The organism is Streptomyces sp. NPDC005820, assembly GCF_040630255.1.
Classification (GTDB): domain Bacteria; phylum Actinomycetota; class Actinomycetes; order Streptomycetales; family Streptomycetaceae; genus Streptomyces.
The window spans coordinates 240316-257296 of record NZ_JBEXXE010000004.1 but is presented as its reverse complement, the minus strand read 5'-3'; the positions used below and the strand labels follow the sequence as shown (position 1 = coordinate 257296).

Below are 16981 nucleotides of genomic sequence, written 5' to 3'. Positions count from 1 at the left end.
ATGAGCAAGACCACGACCAGCGACGAGACGGCGGCCTCCCCCGAGGAAGCGGCCTCCCCTGAAGAAGGGGATCTCGGTGCCGCCGGCTCCCAGCTGTCCACCGCCCCCGCCGAGACCCTGGCGAGCGTGCCCGGCCTCGGCGTCATCGGCTGGGCCCGCTGGTTCTGGCGCCAGCTGACCTCCATGCGGGTCGCCCTGCTGCTCCTGCTGCTGGTGGCGCTGGGCGCGATCCCCGGCTCACTGATCCCGCAGACCGGCCAGGACGCCACGAAGGTCGCCGACTTCGAGAAGGCCCACCCGACCCTCGCGCCGGTCTACGAGAAGCTCGGCCTCTTCCACGTCTACAGCTCGGTGTGGTTCTCGGCCGTCTACATCCTGCTGTTCGTCTCCCTCATCGGCTGCATCGTGCCCCGCACCTGGCAGTTCGTCGGGCAGCTGCGCAGCCGCCCGCCGGGCGCCCCCAAGCGGCTGACCCGGCTGCCGGCGTACACCACCTGGCGGACGACGGCCGATCCGGAGCAGGTCCGCGAGGCCGCACTCGCCCTGCTGAAGAAGCGCCGCTTCCGCGCGCACCTCGTGGGGGACGCGGTCTCCGCCGAGAAGGGCTACCTCCGTGAGGTCGGCAACCTCGCCTTCCACATCGCGCTCATCGTGATGCTGGTGTCCTTCGCCTGGGGCCAGCTCTTCAAGTCCGAGGGCAACAAACTCCTCGTCGAGGGCGGCAGCGGCTTCTCCAACACCCTGATCGCCTACGACGACTTCAAGTCCGGCAACCTCTTCGGCGTGGACGACCTGAACCCGTTCAGCTTCGCCCTGGACAAGTTCGACGGCACGTACGAGACGACCGGCCCCAACAAGGGCACCGCCCGCACCTTCCAGGCGGCGGTCACCTACAGCGTCGGCGCGTACGGCAAGGACAAGCAGGACCTGATCAAGGTCAACCACCCGCTGGAGATCGACGACTCGAAGATCTACCTCACCGCCCACGGCTACGCTCCGGTGATCACGGTCCGGGACGGCAAGGGCGAGGTCGTCTTCCACGACGCCGTCCCGCTGCTGCCGCTGGACTCCAACGTCACCTCGTCCGGTGTCATCAAGGTCCTCGACGGCTACCGCAACGCCAAGGGCGTCACCGAGCAGCTGGGCATCTCGGCCTTCTTCCTGCCGACGTACACCGCGGGCAGCGAGACCGCCTCCACCTTCCCGGCGCTGAACAACCCGGTGCTGAACCTGGCGCCGTACCACGGCGACCTCGGGGTCGACTCGGGCATCCCGCAGAGCGTGTACCAGATGGACAAGACCCATATGAAGGAGTTCAAGGACTCCAAGGGCCTCCAGCTGCGGGAGAACCTCAAGCCCGGCGAGACCATGACGCTCCCGAACGGCGCGGGCACGGTCACCTACGAGGGCACCAAGCAGTGGGCCAACTTCCAGATCACGCAGCAGCCCGGCAGCGGCTGGGCGCTGACCGGCGCGATCGCCGCGATCTTCGGCCTGGCCGGCTCCCTGTTCATCCAGCGCCGCCGGGTGTGGGTGCGCGCGGTGAAGGGCGCCGACGGCGTCACCGTCGTCGAGATGGCCGGCCTCGGCCGCAGCGAGTCCGCGAAGGTACCCGAGGAGCTCGGCGACCTCGCCGGGATCCTGTACGACCGGGCTCCCGGAGCCCCCGAACACCCCGACACCCCCGAACCCGAAGTCGTACCTGCCGAAGGGGCTGAGCAGTGACTCTCGCCGCCGCCACCAACGAACACCTCGCGAGCATCAGCAACACGCTGATCTACTCCGCGATGGCCGTCTACACCCTGGCCTTCTTCGCGTACATCGCGGAATGGCTCTTCGGCAGCCGCAGCAAGGTCGGCCGTACCGCCGCCGCGCTCACCGCCACGGCGCAGACCAAGGCGAAGGGCCCGGCCGTCACCGTCAAGAAGGACGGCGGCACCGCCGTACTGGAGCGCCCGCAGGTCGTCGTCCGCTCGGCGGCCGGCGCGCGGGACGTGCCCGACGGGCCGGGCGCGCACGGCGGGGACGAGCAGGGCGACATGTACGGCCGGATCGCGATCTCCCTCACGGTGCTCGCGTTCCTGGTCGAGCTCGGCGGAGTGATCGCCCGCGCGGCCTCGGTGGAGCGCGCCCCCTGGGGCAACATGTACGAGTTCAACCTCACCTTCTCCACGGTGGCCGTCGGCGTCTACCTCGGCCTGCTGGCGCTGAGGAAGAACGTCCGCTGGCTCGGCCTCTTCCTCATCACTTCGGTCCTGCTCGACCTCGGCCTCGCGGTGACGGTCCTCTACACGGCGAGCGACCAGCTGGTCCCCGCCCTGCACTCGTACTGGCTGTACATCCACGTCTCCACCGCGATCTTCTGCGGCGCGGTGTTCTACGTCGGCGCGGTCGCCACGATCCTCTACCTCTTCAAGGACGCCTACGAGAACAAGCTGGCGACCGGCGGCAAGCCCGGCGCGTTCGCCAACTCGGTCCTCGACCGGCTCCCCGCCGCCGCGTCCCTGGACAAGTTCGCCTACCGCGTCAACGCGGCCGTCTTCCCGCTGTGGACCTTCACGATCATCGCCGGCGCGATCTGGGCGGGCGACGCCTGGGGCCGCTACTGGGGCTGGGACCCCAAGGAGACCTGGTCCTTCATCACCTGGGTCGCCTACGCCTGCTACCTGCACGCCCGCGCCACGGCCGGCTGGAAGGGCCGCAAGGCCGCCTACCTGGCCATGATCGCCTTCGGCTGCTGGCTCTTCAACTACTACGGCGTCAACATCTTCGTGAACGGCAAGCACTCGTACGCGGGCGTCTGACACGCCTCCGGTGAAGGCCACTGAGGGCCGGTTCCTGTGACCTGAGTCACGGGAACCGGCCTTCGTCGTACGGACAGGTAGAGGGGCGTGGATACGAATCCGAGGAAACGCATCCGCGCGGGGGATCACGAAGCCTTCGGTGACCTCTTCGACGCGTACGCACGCACCGTCTACAACCACGCCTATCGGCTCACCGGGAACTGGGCGACCGCCCAGGACATCGTCTCGCTGACCTTCCTGGAGGCGTGGCGGCTGCGCGGGACGCTCGACGAGGACGGCGGTTCCCTGCGCCCCTGGCTGCTCGGCATCGCCACCAACGTCACCCGCAACACCCGCCGCGCCGCGCGAAGACACGCGGCGGCTGTCTCCCGGCTGCCCCGTGACGAGACCGTGCGCGACTTCGCCGACGAGGTCGCCGGACGCGTCGACGACTCGGCCCAACTGGCCCTCGTGCGAGCCGCCCTGACGAAGCTGCGACGAGCCGAGCGGGAGGTGCTGGCGCTGTGCGTGTGGTCCGGGCTCGACTACGGGACCGCCGCCGAGGCGCTCGGGGTGCCGGTGGGGACCGTGCGGTCGAGGCTCTCCCGGGCGAGGACGAAACTCGCGAAACATCTGGAACCACCCCGAACGACCGGACAGATGACAGGTGACCGCACCGACGCGGTCGGGCCCCTGAAGGAGGGAAACCGATGAACCAGCTTCCCGAGCAGGACCTTCCGCCGGGCCGTCACCGACTCCTCAAGGAGCATCTGATGACCGAGATCCGGCTGTCCGAGGCCGTGCGCGACGGGCAGGAGCCGCTGCCCGCGCGGAGAGGCGGGCGCTGGCTGCGGCCGGCGCTCGCCGGGGCCGCCGTCGCCACCGCCGCCGCCGTCGCCCTCGTCCTGCTGCCGTCCTCGGGCGAGAGCGCGCAGCCGCCCAGCAGGGCCACCGTGGCGTTGCTGGAGGACATCGCGCTGGCCGCCGAGCACGAGCAGCCGTACGGCAGGATCCGCGACGACCAGTTCGTCTACGTCGACAGCAAGGTGTCCGGTGGCGAGGCGGCCGACGGGAAGTTCACGGTCACGCCGCTGCACCGGCTGCAGACCTGGACGTCGGTGGACGGCCGGCACACCGGGCTGGGCCGGGAGGACGGGCGGGAGGACTGGAACTACGAACCCGGGGGCGGACCGGGGTCGGAGAGCTGGGAGATCGCCCCCTACTACAACCATGTGAAGACCCTGCCCACCACGGCCGACGCGATGTGGGACTACCTGTACCGGACGGCCCCCCGGTACAGCGGCCAGGAGCGGTACCAGGCGATGTTCGTGCTGGCCGGAGATCTGCTCAACCAGGCGCTGCTGCCACCGGAGCAGAGCGCGGCGCTGTTCCGGGCCGTCGCCAGGATTCCCGGTGTGACGCTGGTGGACGACGCGGTGGACGCCGTCGGCCGCCACGGGGTGGGCGTCGCGCGCACGGACCCCGACAACCCCAGCCGGGACGAGTGGATCTTCGACAGGCGGACCTACGCGTTCCTCGGTGATCGCCGTGTGGCCACGGAGGACTTCTCGAACGTCAAGAAGGGCACGGTCCTCGCGCACACGGCGGTACTGCGCCGCGCCGTCGTCGACCGTGTGGGTCAGCTGCCCTAAGGGGTGCGGATCCGGTGGGCCGGGGCCACCCTGGTGTCATGCACCTCCGGATACGGCTCCCGGCGCCCATGGAGACGGTCTGGCCGGCGGTGAGCACGTCGGACGGGCTGGCGGCCTGGTGGGTGGAGGCGGACCTGCTGGAACCCCGGCTCGGCGGCGCGGTCGTGCTGCGCGGGCCGGGGGAGGGCCGGGTCACCGCCTGGGACGTGGACCGGGTCGCCGAGTACACCTTCCCGGCGATCGGCCGCGTCCGCTTCCACCTGGAGCGGGACGGGGACACCGCCTCGGTGCTGCGCTTCACGCACGAGTTCCGGGGCGGGGAGCCGCCGGACTCGGGCGCGGAACCGGCCTGGCGGGCCCGATTCGAACACCTGGCCGAAATCCTCGCCGTGCCGGAGGGCCGCTAGGACGGCGGCAGACACTCCTTCCCCGGCGGCTTCCCCTCCGGCCAGGCGATACGGACGAAGACCGAGCCGCCGTCGGGGTGGAGCTCCACGATCGGTACGGCCTTGTCGTACGGGTTGCCGTGGACGTCCAGACAGATCCACCCGCTCGCCCCGCTCACCCGCAGCGAGCCCTTGACCTGCGGCCACTGCAGACCGACGTCGGCGAGGGCCGGGACGCTCCCGCCGTCGGGCGTGGCCTCGCGGATGCCGTGGACGGCGAGGGTCATCGCGTCGTAGGCGATGATCAGCTGGCCGTCGGCCAGATCGACCGTCCCGATCGGGCCGACCGGGGAGCCGCCGGCGCGGGCGAGCAGGTCGGTCAGCACCTTCAGGTCCGCCGCCGAACCGCCCGTCCTCGCCTTGTCCAGCGCCCAGGCCTCGCCGTGGGCGAGGGCGGTGTAGCGCACGGAGAGCCGGTGGCGCAGCGCGCTGCGGTCCAGCTTCTTGTCCCCCGTCAGATACGAGCCCTCGTCCCCGGTCAGCACCGTGAACCTCCGCTCCTGGCAGCCCCGCGTGCCGAGCGCGTTGATGAACTGCCGCAGCTGGGTGTGCCGGCCGGCGAACAGGATCGTGTCGGTCTGCGGCGAGGTGTCGCACACCAGGTGCGTGATCTGCCGGAACGTGTTCGCGGTCGTCCCCTCCTGGGTGCGGTCGGCGGGCGGGGTGAAGGGCTGCGGCTCGTAGGGCGAGCCCTTGATCAGCGCGGCGAACGACGTCTGCAGCGTCCGGGTGTACGGATCGCCCGGCTTGTCGTACACCAGCAGCGCCCGCCCCGCTTCGACCTTCGCGAACGCGGCCAGCGCGCGGGCCTCGTCGGTGTTGGTGGGGGAGACCCGGGCCAGCCCGGGGAAGGGGTCCTCGCCGTCCTGCCCGTTGGCGAGGTCGTCGGCGGTGATGGAGGCGCCGACCACCGGGATGCCCCGCCGGGTCAGCTCCGCCACGGCCTTCTTGTTGTTGTCGGTGCTCTGGCCGACCCCGGCGACCGCGCGCAGCCGGTCGGGCCCCCGCGTCATCCCCTCCAGCCGGTCGACCATCGCCTCCCAGTGCTCGCTGGTGGCCCCGGGGTTGGCGAGCACCAGCCGGATCGCCGGGGCCTGCCCGTTGGAGCTGTGGTTGGCCTGGTACTGGGCGAGGTAGGCGCCCTGCATCTCGTGCTGGATGTCACTGAGCGTCGAGGGGGTGGAGGCGGTGTACGGCAGCATCAGCGCGACCGTGACGTAGGTGTCCTTCTTCAGCCGGTCGTTCTCGGCGTAGATCGCCCGTACGACGTTCCGGAGCTGGGCGTGCCCGAAGTCGTACGCCTCCGTCGCCACCCCCACGCACTCGGCGGCGCCGGGCGGGCGGGCCACCCCGGCCGCGCAGGAGCGGTCCTCGCGGGTCAGCGCCCGTACGCCGAACACCAGACCGGTGACCAGGGCGGCCGTGAGCAGGAGGGCCGTGTAGCGGTACAGCCGGATCTCCCAGACGTCCCGCAGCCACCGTATGAGCGGACTTCTGTCTCCCGCGGCCATCAGCCCTCCCCGTCGCCGTCGCCGTTGCCGTCCCCGTGCCTGTTGCCGTGCCCGTGCCCGTCCCCGTCGCCCTCGCCTTCGTCCGGTGTGCGCAGCGGCCGGCCCGCGAGGGCGTCCCGGGGCCAGGCCCGGGACGCCGCGAACAGCAGCGCGCCCCCGGCGGGCCGCAGGTCGGACAGTTGCAGCAGCTCGAACTCCAGCCGCCCGCAGACCCGCGCGTCGGGCAGCACCAGCGGGTCGGTCACCTGCCACACCGCGTGCAGCAGCCGCCGTATCCGCAGATGGAGGGAGGCGTCGACGCCTTCCGGGGGCTCCTGGTCGGCGTCGGTGCGGCCGAGCGCGATCGCGGTGCGCCGGTCGCCGTGACCGACCGCGTCCCGGCCCTCGGCGTCGTGGGCGTGGAAGTAGGGCGCGGTGGCCGCGAAGCGGACGGTCTCCAGCCAGGAGCGGGTGTCGAGGACGGGGAAGGCACGGCACAGGTAGGCCACCGCACCGGCCGTGTCGCCGAGGGCGAGCTCGTGATAGAGCCGGAGCAGGACGACCAGGGGGTTCGGCGAGCTGTCGTCGGGATCCGTCGCGAAGTGCCGGACCAGTGTCTCGTGCACCTCGCGCCACTGGACGTGGTCCGCGCCGAGGAGGTGCAGCCGGAGCAGCAGCAGGGTGCGGACGAAGGGGTCTCCGACGAAGCGGCGGCGCTCGGCCGGCACCCCTTCCTCGGCGAGCCGCAGATGCAGGGACCGTACGCCCGAGGAACCGAAATCCTCCGGCAGCCGGGTGTTCGCGAGGGCGACCGCGGAGCCGTGGCCGTGGGCGGCGGCGAGGACCGTCAGTTCGTCGAGGCGGTCGGCGGGCACGAGCCGGCACAGCAGCTCCGAGTAGACCGGCCGGCCGTCGTCGGCCTGGTCCTCCGTCAGCCGGACCTTCGTGGTGAGCAGCCGCCCCAGGGAGGCGGCCTCCTCCGGGTGCTGGCGCGCGGCGGTGGCGAGCAGCTCGATCCCGAGCGGATTGCCGCCGGTCAACCGGTGTATGGCTTGGGGCAGTCGGGGCGGCACCTCGACCTCGTCACAGATCGCGCCCACCATGTGCAGGGTGTCGTCCGGGGACAGCGGCGGCAGTGGCACCAGCAGCGCCCGGGAGGAGGGCGAGGGCCCCGGCTCCCACTCCGTCGCGCGGGCGACCTCGGGCAGCTCGCGCCGTACGGCGTCCCGCAGTACCGGATCTCCGGTGCCTCGTACGGTCGCCACGCACACCACCTGGTCCACGACCCCGTCCGCCCGGTCGCGCAGGACGGCGTCCAGCAGCCCGGGACCGGGGCCGCCGCGCGCGTTGTCGAGCAGCACGATCGGCCGCCCGAGCCGCCGCAGATGCGAGCCGAGCCCCGCGTACGCCTCCGCGAGGTCGGCGAGCAGGGCCCGGACCAGCCAGCGCTCGGCGTGCTCGCGGGAGGTGCCGCCGGCCCGGAAGTTCCCGGCGAGCAGCAGCAGACCGCGCTTGGCGTTGCCGCCCGCGTTGGGATAGGCGCGGTACCAGGTGGCCGGCTTCTGCTCCTTGTGTGAGGTGAAGCCCTCCGAGAGCGCCTCCAGGGTGGCCTCGACGGTCGCCGCGACGAACGGGCCGCCGCCGCCGGCCGCCGCGATCACCTTCGCGGCGACCTTCCCCGCCCACCGCCCGGCGAGCGAGAAGTGCGTCCGGCGCTCGTTCAGCAGCAGGATCCGGGTCAGCTCCCGGCGGATCCGGTCCGAGTCGCTGCGCCCGCTCCAGTCGCTCGCCCGCATCGCGACCAGGCCCGCCGTCAGCCGGGGGAAGGAGAGCTGTCCGGCCGCCTTCACCGGCTCGGTGAGCTGCTCGGCCACCACCAGCAGCGCCTGCCACACCGGCGACCAGGACTCGGGGCTCTCCTCGTGCGGAGGGCGCGCGAACTGCTCGTCCTCGCAGTCGATCAGCGCGAGGGGGGTGCGCTTGCGGGACTCGCCCTTGCGCAGCCGCTCGGTGTAGGAGTCCAGCAGCTCGGCCAGCACCGCGCTCTTGCCGAGCCCCCGCCCGCCGGCCAGCACCAACAGCGGTGGCCCGGTGGGATGTTCGGCCCGCTCGCCCTGGTGGGCGTAGGGGCGGAGCCCCACGAGCCGGGGCACCAGCCCGGGCGGCTCCACATCGAACAGCGCACCACGCCCGTACAACCGTCCGCGCACCGCACCTCCCCCAGGGCCGGTCACTCAACTCCAGGGTAAGGAGCGTGTGTTGATGTGTGCCAGATCGCGTGAGGTCCCGGTAACAACTTGCCCCGAACACCTGTCCCGTAGTTAATGGTGCTCGGAGAGTGACGGGAATCACCGGCAACTCGCTCAACTCACGGGGGACTTGATGACCACACCGGAACCGCCGGGACACTTCGACGTCCCGCCCCCACCCCCCGCGCCACCGCTGCACCAGCCGGGACTCGAACTACGGGTCAGCAAGCGGCTGCTGTGGGTCGGCGGGGCCTGCTACCCGCTGGCGAACATCGCCCGGGTCTACACCCTCACGATCCATCCGCGGCGCAAGGAGGCGGTGCTGCGGTTCGTGCGGACCCTGCTGATCACGGGGGCCGTGGCCGTCACCCTCAGTGTCCTCAGCGGTATCACCATGCTCGGGGACCAGGACACCGGAAGCGGGCTGATGGTCCTCGTCTGGCTGGGCGCGTTCGGCGTGGTGGTCTACGCCCTGGTGGAGATGGTCCAGGTCCTCGGCGCGCCGTCGCACTACGTGATGGCCGTCGAGACCTCCGGCCCGTCCCAGGCGGTGGTCACCAGCCGCGACCCGCACCATCTGAACCAGCTCGTCGGCCAGATCGCGCACGCGATCGAGAACCCCGAGAGCGAGTTCCAGGTGCGGGTGGAGAGCATCACGATCAGCCCGAAGAACTACTACTTCGGCGACAACGTCAACATGTACGGCGGCAGCGGCAATGTGGGGATGGCGAGTTCATGAGCACGCACAACTACTACGGCGACAACGTGAACATGCACGGCGGCAGCGGCAACGTGGGCATGATCAAGAACCAGGGTGCCGCTGCCGCCGCCCCCGCCTCCCCCGAGCTTGAGGCGGCCGTACAGGAGCTGCTGGCGCTGCTGCGGGAGGTGCGCCCGCAGATCCCGGCGGCCAGCGCCCAGGCCCTCGACGAGTCGCTGCCCGCCCTCACCGCCGACGCCACCGCGCCCGCGCAGGAGCGGCACCGGGCCCTCCTCGCCGTCGCGGGCATCGCGGCCACGATCGGCGCGGTGGGCCAGCCGGTGCTGGAGGCGGTGAACCGGGTCCTGGAGCTGCTGGCCGCATGAGTACGGCACCGGCCCTCGACTTCTCGGCTGCGCTGACCGGCCCTCGTGGCACGTTGCCCCGGCGGTGCGGCCCCAGCACAGTGGAGCCATGAACCCTGTGGATCAGGCTCCCCCGGATCAGGTTCCGGATCAGGTTCCCCCGGACCGGGCGACGGCCCACGACTGGCTCGCCATCGCCGTCGCCGAGGCCCGTGCCGGGCTGGCCGAGGGCGGCATCCCGATCGGCGCCGCGCTCTACGGCCCCGACGGCACCCTCCTCGGCCGCGGCCACAACCGGCGCGTCCAGGACGACGACCCCTCCACGCACGCGGAGACGGCCGCCTTCCGCGCGGCGGGCCGGCAGCGCTCGTACCGCGGCACCACCATGGTGACCACGCTCTCCCCCTGCTGGTACTGCTCCGGCCTGGTCCGCCAGTTCGGCATCTCCCGGGTCGTGGTGGGTGAGGCCGTGACCTTCCACGGCGGCCACGACTGGCTCGCCGAGCACGGCGTGGAGATCGTGCTGCTCGACGACCCCGGATGCGTCGAGATGATGCGCGACTTCATCGCGAAGAACCCGGCCCTGTGGAACGAGGACATCGGTGAGTGAGCCGCGCATTCCGACCATTGACCTCAAGCCCTGGATCGACGGCGATCCCGGGGCGCGGGCGGCGATCGCCCGCACCGTCGACGAGGCCCTCCAGACCGCCGGCTTCCTGCTGGTCACCGGGCACGGCGTGGACCCGACCCTCCGCTCCCGCATCCGGAAGGCCGCGCGGGCCTTCTTCACCCTCCCCGTCGAGCGGAAGCAGCCGTACGCCGTGAAGGTCGGCGGTCGCGGCTGGCTGGGCCCCGGCGCCGAGGCGAACGCCTACTCGGAGGGTACGCAGACCCCGCCGGACCTCAAGGAGTCCCTGACCTTCGCCACGCACGAGCCGTTCTCCGACCCCGTGATCAACGCGGAGTGGTACGCGCCGAACGTCTGGCCGGCGGAGGTGCCGGAGCTGGAGGGCCTCTGCGAGGAGTACCTGGCGAGGATGGCCGAGCTGGAGAAGCGACTGCTGTCGCTGCTGGGCGAGGCCCTCGGCCTGGAACCCGACTTCTTCTCCCGTCACATGGACCACCCCACCTACGGCTTCAACATCAACTGGTACCCGGGCACGGACGTCCTGGGCGCCCCGGAGCCCGGCCAGTTCCGCATCGGCCCGCACACCGACTTCGGCACGGTCACCATCCTCGACCGCCAGGCCGGCAAGGGCGGACTCCAGGTCTGGACGGAGGCGGGCGGCTGGGAGGACGCCCCCTTCGACCCGGCGGCCTTCACCATCAACATCGGTGACCTGATGGCCCGTTGGACGGGCGACCGATGGCGCTCGGGTCGGCACCGCGTGCTGCCCCCGCCCGCCGACGAACCCGCCGAGGAACTGATGTCCCTCGTCTACTTCGGCGAGTGCACCCCCGGCACGCTCGTGGAGTCCGTACCGGCACCGGTGGGGCGGGTGGCGTACGAACCGGTGGACTCGCATGTGTATCTGCGGGGGAAGCTGGACTCGATCACCGTGGACTGAATCACCGTGGACTGACCGGGGAGATCACCCTGGTGGTGGAGACCACTCCGGGCAGCGGGCGCTCCCCCGTGAGCAGGCCGTCGCCGCCCGTCCGTGACAGCAGGACCCCCGACGGCCCCGTCCTGCTGCCTGCTCCACCCTCACGGCCTCCGGCCCGCGCGGGCATAGCGCGCCGCCAAGTCGTTGAAGGCCGCGGCCAGTTGGGGTGGGCCGGTGATCTCGATCTCGGTGTCGAAGCGGCCGAGGGCGGCGGCGAGGCCCGGCCAGGACCAGGAGCCGAGGGTGAGGCGGCAGCGGTGGGGGCCGAGTTCCTCGACGACGCCGTCCTGGGCGTAGGGCGCGACGGCGTGGGCCGGGAGGTGGAGGATGACCTCCCCGCGGCAGGGCCAGTCGGTGGTGGTGCCGTCGTTGCCGCGGAATCGGCCGGTGAGGAAGGTGGAGACGTCGCCGCCGGGCAGTTCGCGTGGGGTGAAGCGGGGGCCGGTCGGGGTGCGGGGGCGGATGCGGTCGACGCGGAAGGCGCGCCAGTCCTCGCGGGTGAGGTCCCAGGCCACGAGGTACCAGCGAGCACGCCAGGTGACCAGGTGGTGGGGTTGTACGCGGCGGGGGCGGTCGGGGTCCGGCGTGTGGTCGAGGCGCAGTTCCTCGTGGGCGTGGATGGCGCGGCTCAGGTCCATCAACAGGTGAGGGTCCACCTCTGGGGTGTGGTTTTCGGGCGGCGGGGGGACCGCCGTGATGTGCAGCAGGTCGATGCGGTGGCGCAGGCGGGGCGGCATGACCTGGCGGAGGGTGGCCAGGGCGCGGGTGGCGTCCTCGGCGATCGTGGTGCCGGTGGCGGCCGCGGTCCGCAGCGCGACGGCCAGGGCGATCACCTGACCGTCGTCGAACAGCAGGGGCGGCAGTTGGGCGCCGGCCTCCAGGCGGTAGCCGCCGGCCGGTCCCCTGACGGTGGTGATCCGGTAGCCGAGTTCGCGCAGGCGGTCGATGTCACGCCGCACGGTGCGCGAGGTGATGTCGAGGCGGTCGGCGAGATCCTCTCCCGACCAGTCGCGGTGCGTCTGGAGCAGCGAGAGCAGGGCGAGCAGCCGGGAGGAGGTTTTCTGCATGCGATCGATTTTCCCCGCAGTACAGGACACACCCTGTCCGCTACCTCCGCCAGGGTGGGCTTCACCGCCGAGGCAACCGAGGCAACCGAGGCAACCGAAGCAAGGAGCAGACCATGTCCGTCACGACCACCACCCACCTGAACTTCCGGGGCACCGCACGCGAGGCGCTCGACTTCTACGGGTCCGTCTTCGGCGGACGCACGGTCGCCGTCACCTACAAGGACGCGGGCGCCGTGCAGAGCGAGAGCGAGGCGGACTGGGTGATGTGGGGCGAGGTGGCCGGTGACAACGGCTTCCACGTCATGGCGTACGACGTGCCCTCGCAGCTGCCCTGGAACCAGGGCGACAACCCGTTCTTCGTGTCCGTGCGCGGTGACGACGCCGAGGAGATCGGCGCCCTGTGGGGGAAGCTCGCCGACGGCTCGGCCGTCGTGCGCCCGCTGGAGCCCGCGCCGTGGGCGCCGCTGTACGGCATGCTCACCGACCCCTTCGGCGTCACCTGGGTCCTGGACGTCACCGCCCCGTACCAGGGCTGAGCCGGCGACACCCGGGAACGCCATGACCGCCGTCCTCGACAGCCGCGCCCTCAACCGGGCCACGCTCGCCCGCCAGCACCTGCTCGCCCGCAGCGACGCGTCGGTGCCCGAGGCGGTGGCCCGGCTGTGCGGCCTGCAGGCGCAGGAGCCCCAGGAACCGTTCGTCGGGCTGTGGTCCCGCCTCGCCGGCTTCGAACCGGGGCGGCTGGACGACGCGCTGACGGGCCGTACGGTGGTGCGCACCCATCTGATGCGCCGTACCGTCCATCTCGTCGCCGCCGACGACGCGCTCGCCTGGCGGGCCCGCCACGACGCCATGCTGCGGCAGCGGGTGCTGGGCACCTACCGGCGCGAACTGGCCGGCATCGACCTGGACGAGGTCGCCGCCGCCGGCCGCGCGGTCATGGCCGACCGGCGGCCCCGCACCATGAGCGAGCTCGTCCAGGCCGTCGCGGACCGCTGGCCCGGCCCACCGCGCCGGGTGCTGGGCGAGCTGCTCGTCGCGGCCCTCGTCCCCATGGTCCAACTCCCGCCCCGCGGGCTCTGGCAGCAGACCGCCGGCGTACGCAACCTGCCGTTGGCCACCTGGCTGGAACGGGACATCGACCCCCTGCCCGCCGGGGACGACGATCCCGTGGGGCAGCGGCTGCTGCGCCGCTACCTCGCCGCCCACGGGCCCGCCGCCAGTGCGGACCTCCGGGCCTGGTGCGGCCTGGCCGGTCTGCCCGCCGCCGTCAGAGCCGTCCGGGAGGAACTCGTCGTCTTCCGCGACGAACGCGGGCGCGAGCTGCTCGACCTGCCCGACGCGCCCCGCCCCGACCCCGACACCCCGGCGCCCGTCCGCTTCCTGCCCGCCTTCGACAACGCCGTCCTCGGCTACCACGACCGCGGCCGCATCATCGACGCCGCCCACCTCGGCCTGTCCGTCGCGGGCCACCGCATGGTCCTGGTCGACGGACGCGTCACCGCCATCTGGACCGTACGCGACCACCACCTGCGCATCAGCCCCCTCCGCCCCCTCACCGCCCGGGAACGGGAAGCCGTCCGCACCGAGGCCCAGGACCTGGCCGCCTTCCTGGACGAGGACATCCAGCAGATCCGACTCGACACCGGAGCCTGACGTGCACCGTGGCCTCGGTGGCCTCGGTGGCCTCGGTGACCTCGGTGTACGAGCGGTCGGTCGGGCCGCTCAGCTCTCCTTGGGGTCCTCGCCCGCCTCGCGCCGCTTGAGTTCCTCCTCGCGGCGGCGCAGGTCCTCCTCCCAGTCCTTCAGGAGCTTCTCGTCCTGCTTGGCCTGATCGTCCTTCAGGGACTTGAGGAACTCGGGGTTGTCGTCGGGCGCCACCCACTCGTGGCGCGGGCCGGTCCCCTCGCCGGGCCGGCCGCCGCCGTGCCGCACCTTGCCCGCCACCAGCCAGGCCACCGGACCGACCAGCACCTCGCCGAAGAGCAGGATGATCAGCACCCACACCACCTTCGGCAGGCCCCGGACCTCGTTCTCGGGGGTGTTCAGGCAGTCGATGAAGGCATAGATCCACAGCGCCAGGACCAGCAGGAACGGCAGATACCTGAGCATGGCGGCGGATTCTCCCAGGAGGTGGCGAGGGGCGCGGGGCGGCCCCGGTGACGGGGTCAGGGTAGCGGGTGGCCGATACTGGGACACATGGCTTACGACGATCTTCGTTCCCTGCTCAGGGCCCTGGAGCGTGAAGGCGACCTCAAGCGCGTGAAGGCCGAGGTCGATCCGTATCTGGAGATCGGGGACATCGTCGACCGGGTCCAGAAGTCCGGTGGCCCCGCGCTCCTCTTCGAGAACGTGAAGGGGTCGGCGATGCCCCTCGCGATGAACGTCTTCGGCACCGACCGGCGGCTGCTCAAGGCGCTCGGGCTGAAATCGTACGGCGAGATCAGCGACAGGATCGGCGGACTGCTGCGGCCCGAACTGCCGCACGGGTTCATGGGCGTGCGCGAGGCGTTCGGGAAGCTCGGCGCGATGACCCACGTACCGCCGAAGAAGGTGAAGTCGGCGGACGCGCCCGTGCACGACATCGTGCTGGAGGGCGACGAGGTCGACCTGGACCTGCTTCCCGCCCTCTTCACCTGGCCGCAGGACGGCGGCTCCTTCTTCAACCTGGGGCTCACCCACACCAAGGACCCGGAGTCCGGGATCCGCAACCTCGGGCTCTACCGCCTCCAGCGCCACGACAAGCGCACCATCGGCATGCACTGGCAGATCCACAAGGACAGCCGCAACCACTACCAGGTCGCGGCCCGGCGCGGGGAGCGGCTGCCCGTCGCGATCGCCTTCGGCTGCCCGCCCGCCGTCACCTACGCCTCCACCGCGCCGCTCCCCGGCGACATCGACGAGTACCTCTTCGCCGGGTTCCTCGCGGGCAAGCGGATCGAGATGGTCGACTGCCTGACGGTGCCGTTGCAGGTGCCGGCGCAGGCGGAGGTCGTGCTGGAGGGCTGGCTGGAGCCGGGCGAGATGCTGCCCGAGGGCCCCTTCGGCGACCACACCGGCTTCTACACCCCGCAGGAGCCGTTCCCCGCGCTGAAGATCGACTGCGTGACGACGCGCCATCGCCCGCTCCTCCAGTCGATCGTCGTCGGCCGGCCGCCGACGGAGGACGGACCGCTGGGGAAGGCCACGGAACGCTTCTTCCTCCCCCTGCTGAAGATCATCGTCCCGGACATCGTGGACTACCACCTCCCCGAGGCGGGCGGCTTCCACAACTGCGCGATCGTGTCGATCGACAAGAAGTACCCCAAGCACGCGCAGAAGGTCATGCACGCGATCTGGGGCGCCCACATGATGTCCCTGACCAAGCTGATCGTGGTCGTCGACTCCGACTGCGACGTCCACGATCTGCACGAGGTCGCCTGGCGGGCCCTCGGCAACACGGACTACGCCCGCGACCTGAGCATCGTCGAAGGCCCGGTCGACCACCTCGACCACGCCTCCTACCAGCAGTTCTGGGGCGGCAAGGCGGGCATCGACGCGACGAAGAAGTGGCCCGAGGAGGGCTACACGCGGGACGGGGGCTGGCCGGACATGGTGCTCCCGGACCCGGACACGGCGGCGAAGGTCGACCGCCGCTGGAAGGAGTACGGGCTGTGAGCTCCGCTTCCGCCGCGCTCCCGCAGCCGGGACGCACGAAGGCCTTCCTCCGGCTGGTGATGATCGAGCACTCGGTCTTCGCGCTGCCCTTCGCCTACATCGCCGCGCTGACGGCGATGTTCCAGCTCGACAGGAACATCCACTGGGGGCGGCTGCTCCTGGTGACGGTCTGCATGGTCGGCCTGCGCACCTTCGCCATGGCCGTCAACCGGATCATCGACCGCGAGATCGACGCCCGGAACCCGCGCACGGCCCACCGTGAGCTGGTGACGGGCGCGATGTCGGTGAAGCACGCCTGGACCGGCGCGCTGATCGCCGTGGCGGTCTTCCTGGGCTCGGCGGCGATGCTGAACCCCCTCTGCCTCGCCCTGGCGCCGGTCGCGGTGATCCCGATGGTGGTCTACCCCTACGGCAAACGCTTCACGAACTTCCCGCAGGCCATCCTGGGTCTCGCCCAGGCGATGGGGCCGGTCGGCGGCTGGCTGGCCATCACCGGCGAGTGGTCCTGGGACGCGGTCGTCCTCGGCCTCGCCGTCGGCATCTGGATCGGCGGCTTCGACCTGATCTACGCCTGCCAGGACGTCGAGACCGACCGCGAGATCGGCGTCATGTCGGTCCCGGCCCGGTTCGGCATCCCGGCGGCGGTCTGGGGCGCCCGCGTCTGCCACGCCATCACCACGGCCCTGTTCGTCTGGTACGCGCTCGCCACCGACGCGGGCGCGTTCTTCTGGCTCGGCCTGGTGATCGTCGCCGCAGCTTTCGGCTACGAGCACACGATCGTGCGCCCTCATGATCTGTCCCGTCTGAACAGGGCGTTCTTCTCGACGAACGGTTTCATCGGGATCAGCCTGTTCGTCTGTGCGCTCGTCGACCTCCTGATGCGCGGGCTCACGCTGTAGTCCCGTCCTGAAGACCCTCCTGCCCACCGGTACGCTCAAGGTGTGAACGCAGGAGAAACGCAGCGC

General features: G+C 71.5%; 17 protein-coding genes. 13 read left to right on the top strand and 4 right to left on the bottom strand.

Going from position 1 to position 16981, the window contains the following annotated elements; all coding sequences use genetic code 11:
- From ABZ464_RS06980 to ABZ464_RS06960, 5 genes are all read left to right on the top strand, one after another.
- Positions 1 to 1725: a cytochrome c biogenesis protein ResB gene (locus ABZ464_RS06980; RefSeq protein ID WP_359271995.1), complete on the top strand. Its 1725-nt coding sequence runs from the start codon at positions 1 to 3 to the stop codon at positions 1723 to 1725.
- Complete coding sequence (gene ccsB, locus ABZ464_RS06975) at positions 1722 to 2804, top strand: c-type cytochrome biogenesis protein CcsB (protein WP_359271993.1); 1083 nt, start codon at positions 1722 to 1724, stop codon at positions 2802 to 2804. Before ABZ464_RS06980 ends, ccsB begins: the two co-directional genes overlap by 4 nt.
- Before the next feature lie 87 nt (positions 2805 to 2891).
- Positions 2892 to 3497 (top strand): RNA polymerase sigma factor, encoded by a 606-nt coding sequence (locus ABZ464_RS06970; protein ID WP_359271990.1) that lies wholly within the window; start codon positions 2892 to 2894, stop codon positions 3495 to 3497.
- Entirely contained in the window at positions 3494 to 4435 is a 942-nt protein-coding gene (locus ABZ464_RS06965; RefSeq protein ID WP_359271987.1) for a CU044_5270 family protein, read from the top strand. Before ABZ464_RS06970 ends, ABZ464_RS06965 begins: the two co-directional genes overlap by 4 nt.
- Before the next feature lie 38 nt (positions 4436 to 4473).
- Positions 4474 to 4842, top strand: coding sequence for an SRPBCC domain-containing protein (locus ABZ464_RS06960; RefSeq protein ID WP_359271984.1), 369 nt, complete (start codon positions 4474 to 4476; stop codon positions 4840 to 4842).
- Here the strand turns inward: ABZ464_RS06960 and ABZ464_RS06955 are convergent.
- Together ABZ464_RS06955 and ABZ464_RS06950 are read right to left on the bottom strand one after the other, a co-directional pair.
- Positions 4839 to 6392: a hypothetical protein gene (locus ABZ464_RS06955; RefSeq protein WP_359271981.1), complete on the bottom strand. Its 1554-nt coding sequence runs from the start codon at positions 6390 to 6392 to the stop codon at positions 4839 to 4841. The genes ABZ464_RS06960 and ABZ464_RS06955 overlap by 4 nt on opposite strands.
- The gene (locus ABZ464_RS06950; RefSeq protein ID WP_359271979.1) at positions 6392 to 8581 is read right to left on the bottom strand and encodes a hypothetical protein; all 2190 of its coding nucleotides are present in this window, start codon (positions 8579 to 8581) and stop codon (positions 6392 to 6394) included. Before ABZ464_RS06950 ends, ABZ464_RS06955 begins: the two co-directional genes overlap by 1 nt.
- Before the next feature lie 172 nt (positions 8582 to 8753).
- Between ABZ464_RS06950 and ABZ464_RS06945 the strand changes: the two genes are divergently transcribed.
- The 4 genes from ABZ464_RS06945 (at position 8754) to ABZ464_RS06930 (ending at position 11253) form a co-directional block, all read left to right on the top strand.
- Positions 8754 to 9359, top strand: coding sequence for a DUF6232 family protein (locus ABZ464_RS06945; RefSeq protein WP_359271976.1), 606 nt, complete (start codon positions 8754 to 8756; stop codon positions 9357 to 9359).
- Positions 9356 to 9706 carry a hypothetical protein gene (locus ABZ464_RS06940; RefSeq protein WP_359271974.1) on the top strand — a complete coding sequence of 117 codons (351 nt, stop codon included), beginning with the start codon at positions 9356 to 9358 and terminating at the stop codon, positions 9704 to 9706. Before ABZ464_RS06945 ends, ABZ464_RS06940 begins: the two co-directional genes overlap by 4 nt.
- Before the next feature lie 88 nt (positions 9707 to 9794).
- The gene (locus ABZ464_RS06935) at positions 9795 to 10295 is read left to right on the top strand and encodes a nucleoside deaminase (protein WP_359271972.1); all 501 of its coding nucleotides are present in this window, start codon (positions 9795 to 9797) and stop codon (positions 10293 to 10295) included.
- Complete coding sequence (locus ABZ464_RS06930; protein WP_359271969.1) at positions 10288 to 11253, top strand: 2-oxoglutarate and iron-dependent oxygenase domain-containing protein; 966 nt, start codon at positions 10288 to 10290, stop codon at positions 11251 to 11253. The genes ABZ464_RS06935 and ABZ464_RS06930 overlap by 8 nt, the downstream gene beginning before the upstream one ends.
- Positions 11254 to 11393: 140 nt before the next feature.
- Here ABZ464_RS06930 and ABZ464_RS06925 read toward each other — a convergent pair whose 3' ends face one another.
- Positions 11394 to 12359: a WYL domain-containing protein gene (locus tag ABZ464_RS06925; protein WP_359271967.1), complete on the bottom strand. Its 966-nt coding sequence runs from the start codon at positions 12357 to 12359 to the stop codon at positions 11394 to 11396.
- 113 nt (positions 12360 to 12472) lie between these two features.
- Between ABZ464_RS06925 and ABZ464_RS06920 the strand changes: the two genes are divergently transcribed.
- Positions 12473 to 12895, top strand: coding sequence for a VOC family protein (locus ABZ464_RS06920; RefSeq protein WP_359271964.1), 423 nt, complete (start codon positions 12473 to 12475; stop codon positions 12893 to 12895).
- 22 nt (positions 12896 to 12917) lie between these two features.
- Positions 12918 to 14015, top strand: coding sequence for a winged helix DNA-binding domain-containing protein (locus ABZ464_RS06915; RefSeq protein WP_359271962.1), 1098 nt, complete (start codon positions 12918 to 12920; stop codon positions 14013 to 14015).
- Between the two features lie 69 nt (positions 14016 to 14084).
- On the opposite strand, the gene ABZ464_RS06910 is transcribed toward ABZ464_RS06915, so the two are convergent.
- On the bottom strand, positions 14085 to 14471 hold the full coding sequence (locus ABZ464_RS06910; protein ID WP_359271959.1) for a PLD nuclease N-terminal domain-containing protein: 387 nt from the start codon (positions 14469 to 14471) through the stop codon (positions 14085 to 14087).
- A gap of 87 nt (positions 14472 to 14558) precedes the next feature.
- Here ABZ464_RS06910 and ABZ464_RS06905 point away from each other — a divergent pair, with 87 nt between their 5' ends.
- Positions 14559 to 16016, top strand: a complete 1458-nt coding sequence (locus ABZ464_RS06905; RefSeq protein WP_359271956.1) for a menaquinone biosynthesis decarboxylase — start codon at positions 14559 to 14561, stop codon at positions 16014 to 16016.
- Positions 16013 to 16915, top strand: coding sequence for a menaquinone biosynthesis prenyltransferase MqnP (mqnP, locus tag ABZ464_RS06900; RefSeq protein ID WP_359271953.1), 903 nt, complete (start codon positions 16013 to 16015; stop codon positions 16913 to 16915). The genes ABZ464_RS06905 and mqnP overlap by 4 nt, the downstream gene beginning before the upstream one ends.
- Positions 16916 to 16981 lie beyond the last annotated feature (66 nt).

Bases quoted from the DNA above. Each gene is read 5' to 3' on its own strand.
- ABZ464_RS06980 (WP_359271995.1), top strand. From the start codon at position 1: ATGAGCAAGACCACGACCAGCGACGAGACGGCGGCCTCCCCCGAGGAA.
- ABZ464_RS06965 (WP_359271987.1), top strand. From the start codon at position 3,494: ATGAACCAGCTTCCCGAGCAGGACCTTCCGCCGGGCCGTCACCGACTC.
- ABZ464_RS06960 (WP_359271984.1), top strand. From the start codon at position 4,474: ATGCACCTCCGGATACGGCTCCCGGCGCCCATGGAGACGGTCTGGCCG.
- ABZ464_RS06955 (WP_359271981.1), bottom strand. From the start codon at position 6,392: ATGGCCGCGGGAGACAGAAGTCCGCTCATACGGTGGCTGCGGGACGTC.
- ABZ464_RS06945 (WP_359271976.1), top strand. From the start codon at position 8,754: ATGACCACACCGGAACCGCCGGGACACTTCGACGTCCCGCCCCCACCC.
- ABZ464_RS06940 (WP_359271974.1), top strand. From the start codon at position 9,356: ATGAGCACGCACAACTACTACGGCGACAACGTGAACATGCACGGCGGC.
- ABZ464_RS06935 (WP_359271972.1), top strand. From the start codon at position 9,795: ATGAACCCTGTGGATCAGGCTCCCCCGGATCAGGTTCCGGATCAGGTT.
- ABZ464_RS06925 (WP_359271967.1), bottom strand. From the start codon at position 12,359: ATGCAGAAAACCTCCTCCCGGCTGCTCGCCCTGCTCTCGCTGCTCCAG.
- ABZ464_RS06920 (WP_359271964.1), top strand. From the start codon at position 12,473: ATGTCCGTCACGACCACCACCCACCTGAACTTCCGGGGCACCGCACGC.
- ABZ464_RS06915 (WP_359271962.1), top strand. From the start codon at position 12,918: ATGACCGCCGTCCTCGACAGCCGCGCCCTCAACCGGGCCACGCTCGCC.
- ABZ464_RS06910 (WP_359271959.1), bottom strand. From the start codon at position 14,471: ATGCTCAGGTATCTGCCGTTCCTGCTGGTCCTGGCGCTGTGGATCTAT.
- ABZ464_RS06905 (WP_359271956.1), top strand. From the start codon at position 14,559: ATGGCTTACGACGATCTTCGTTCCCTGCTCAGGGCCCTGGAGCGTGAA.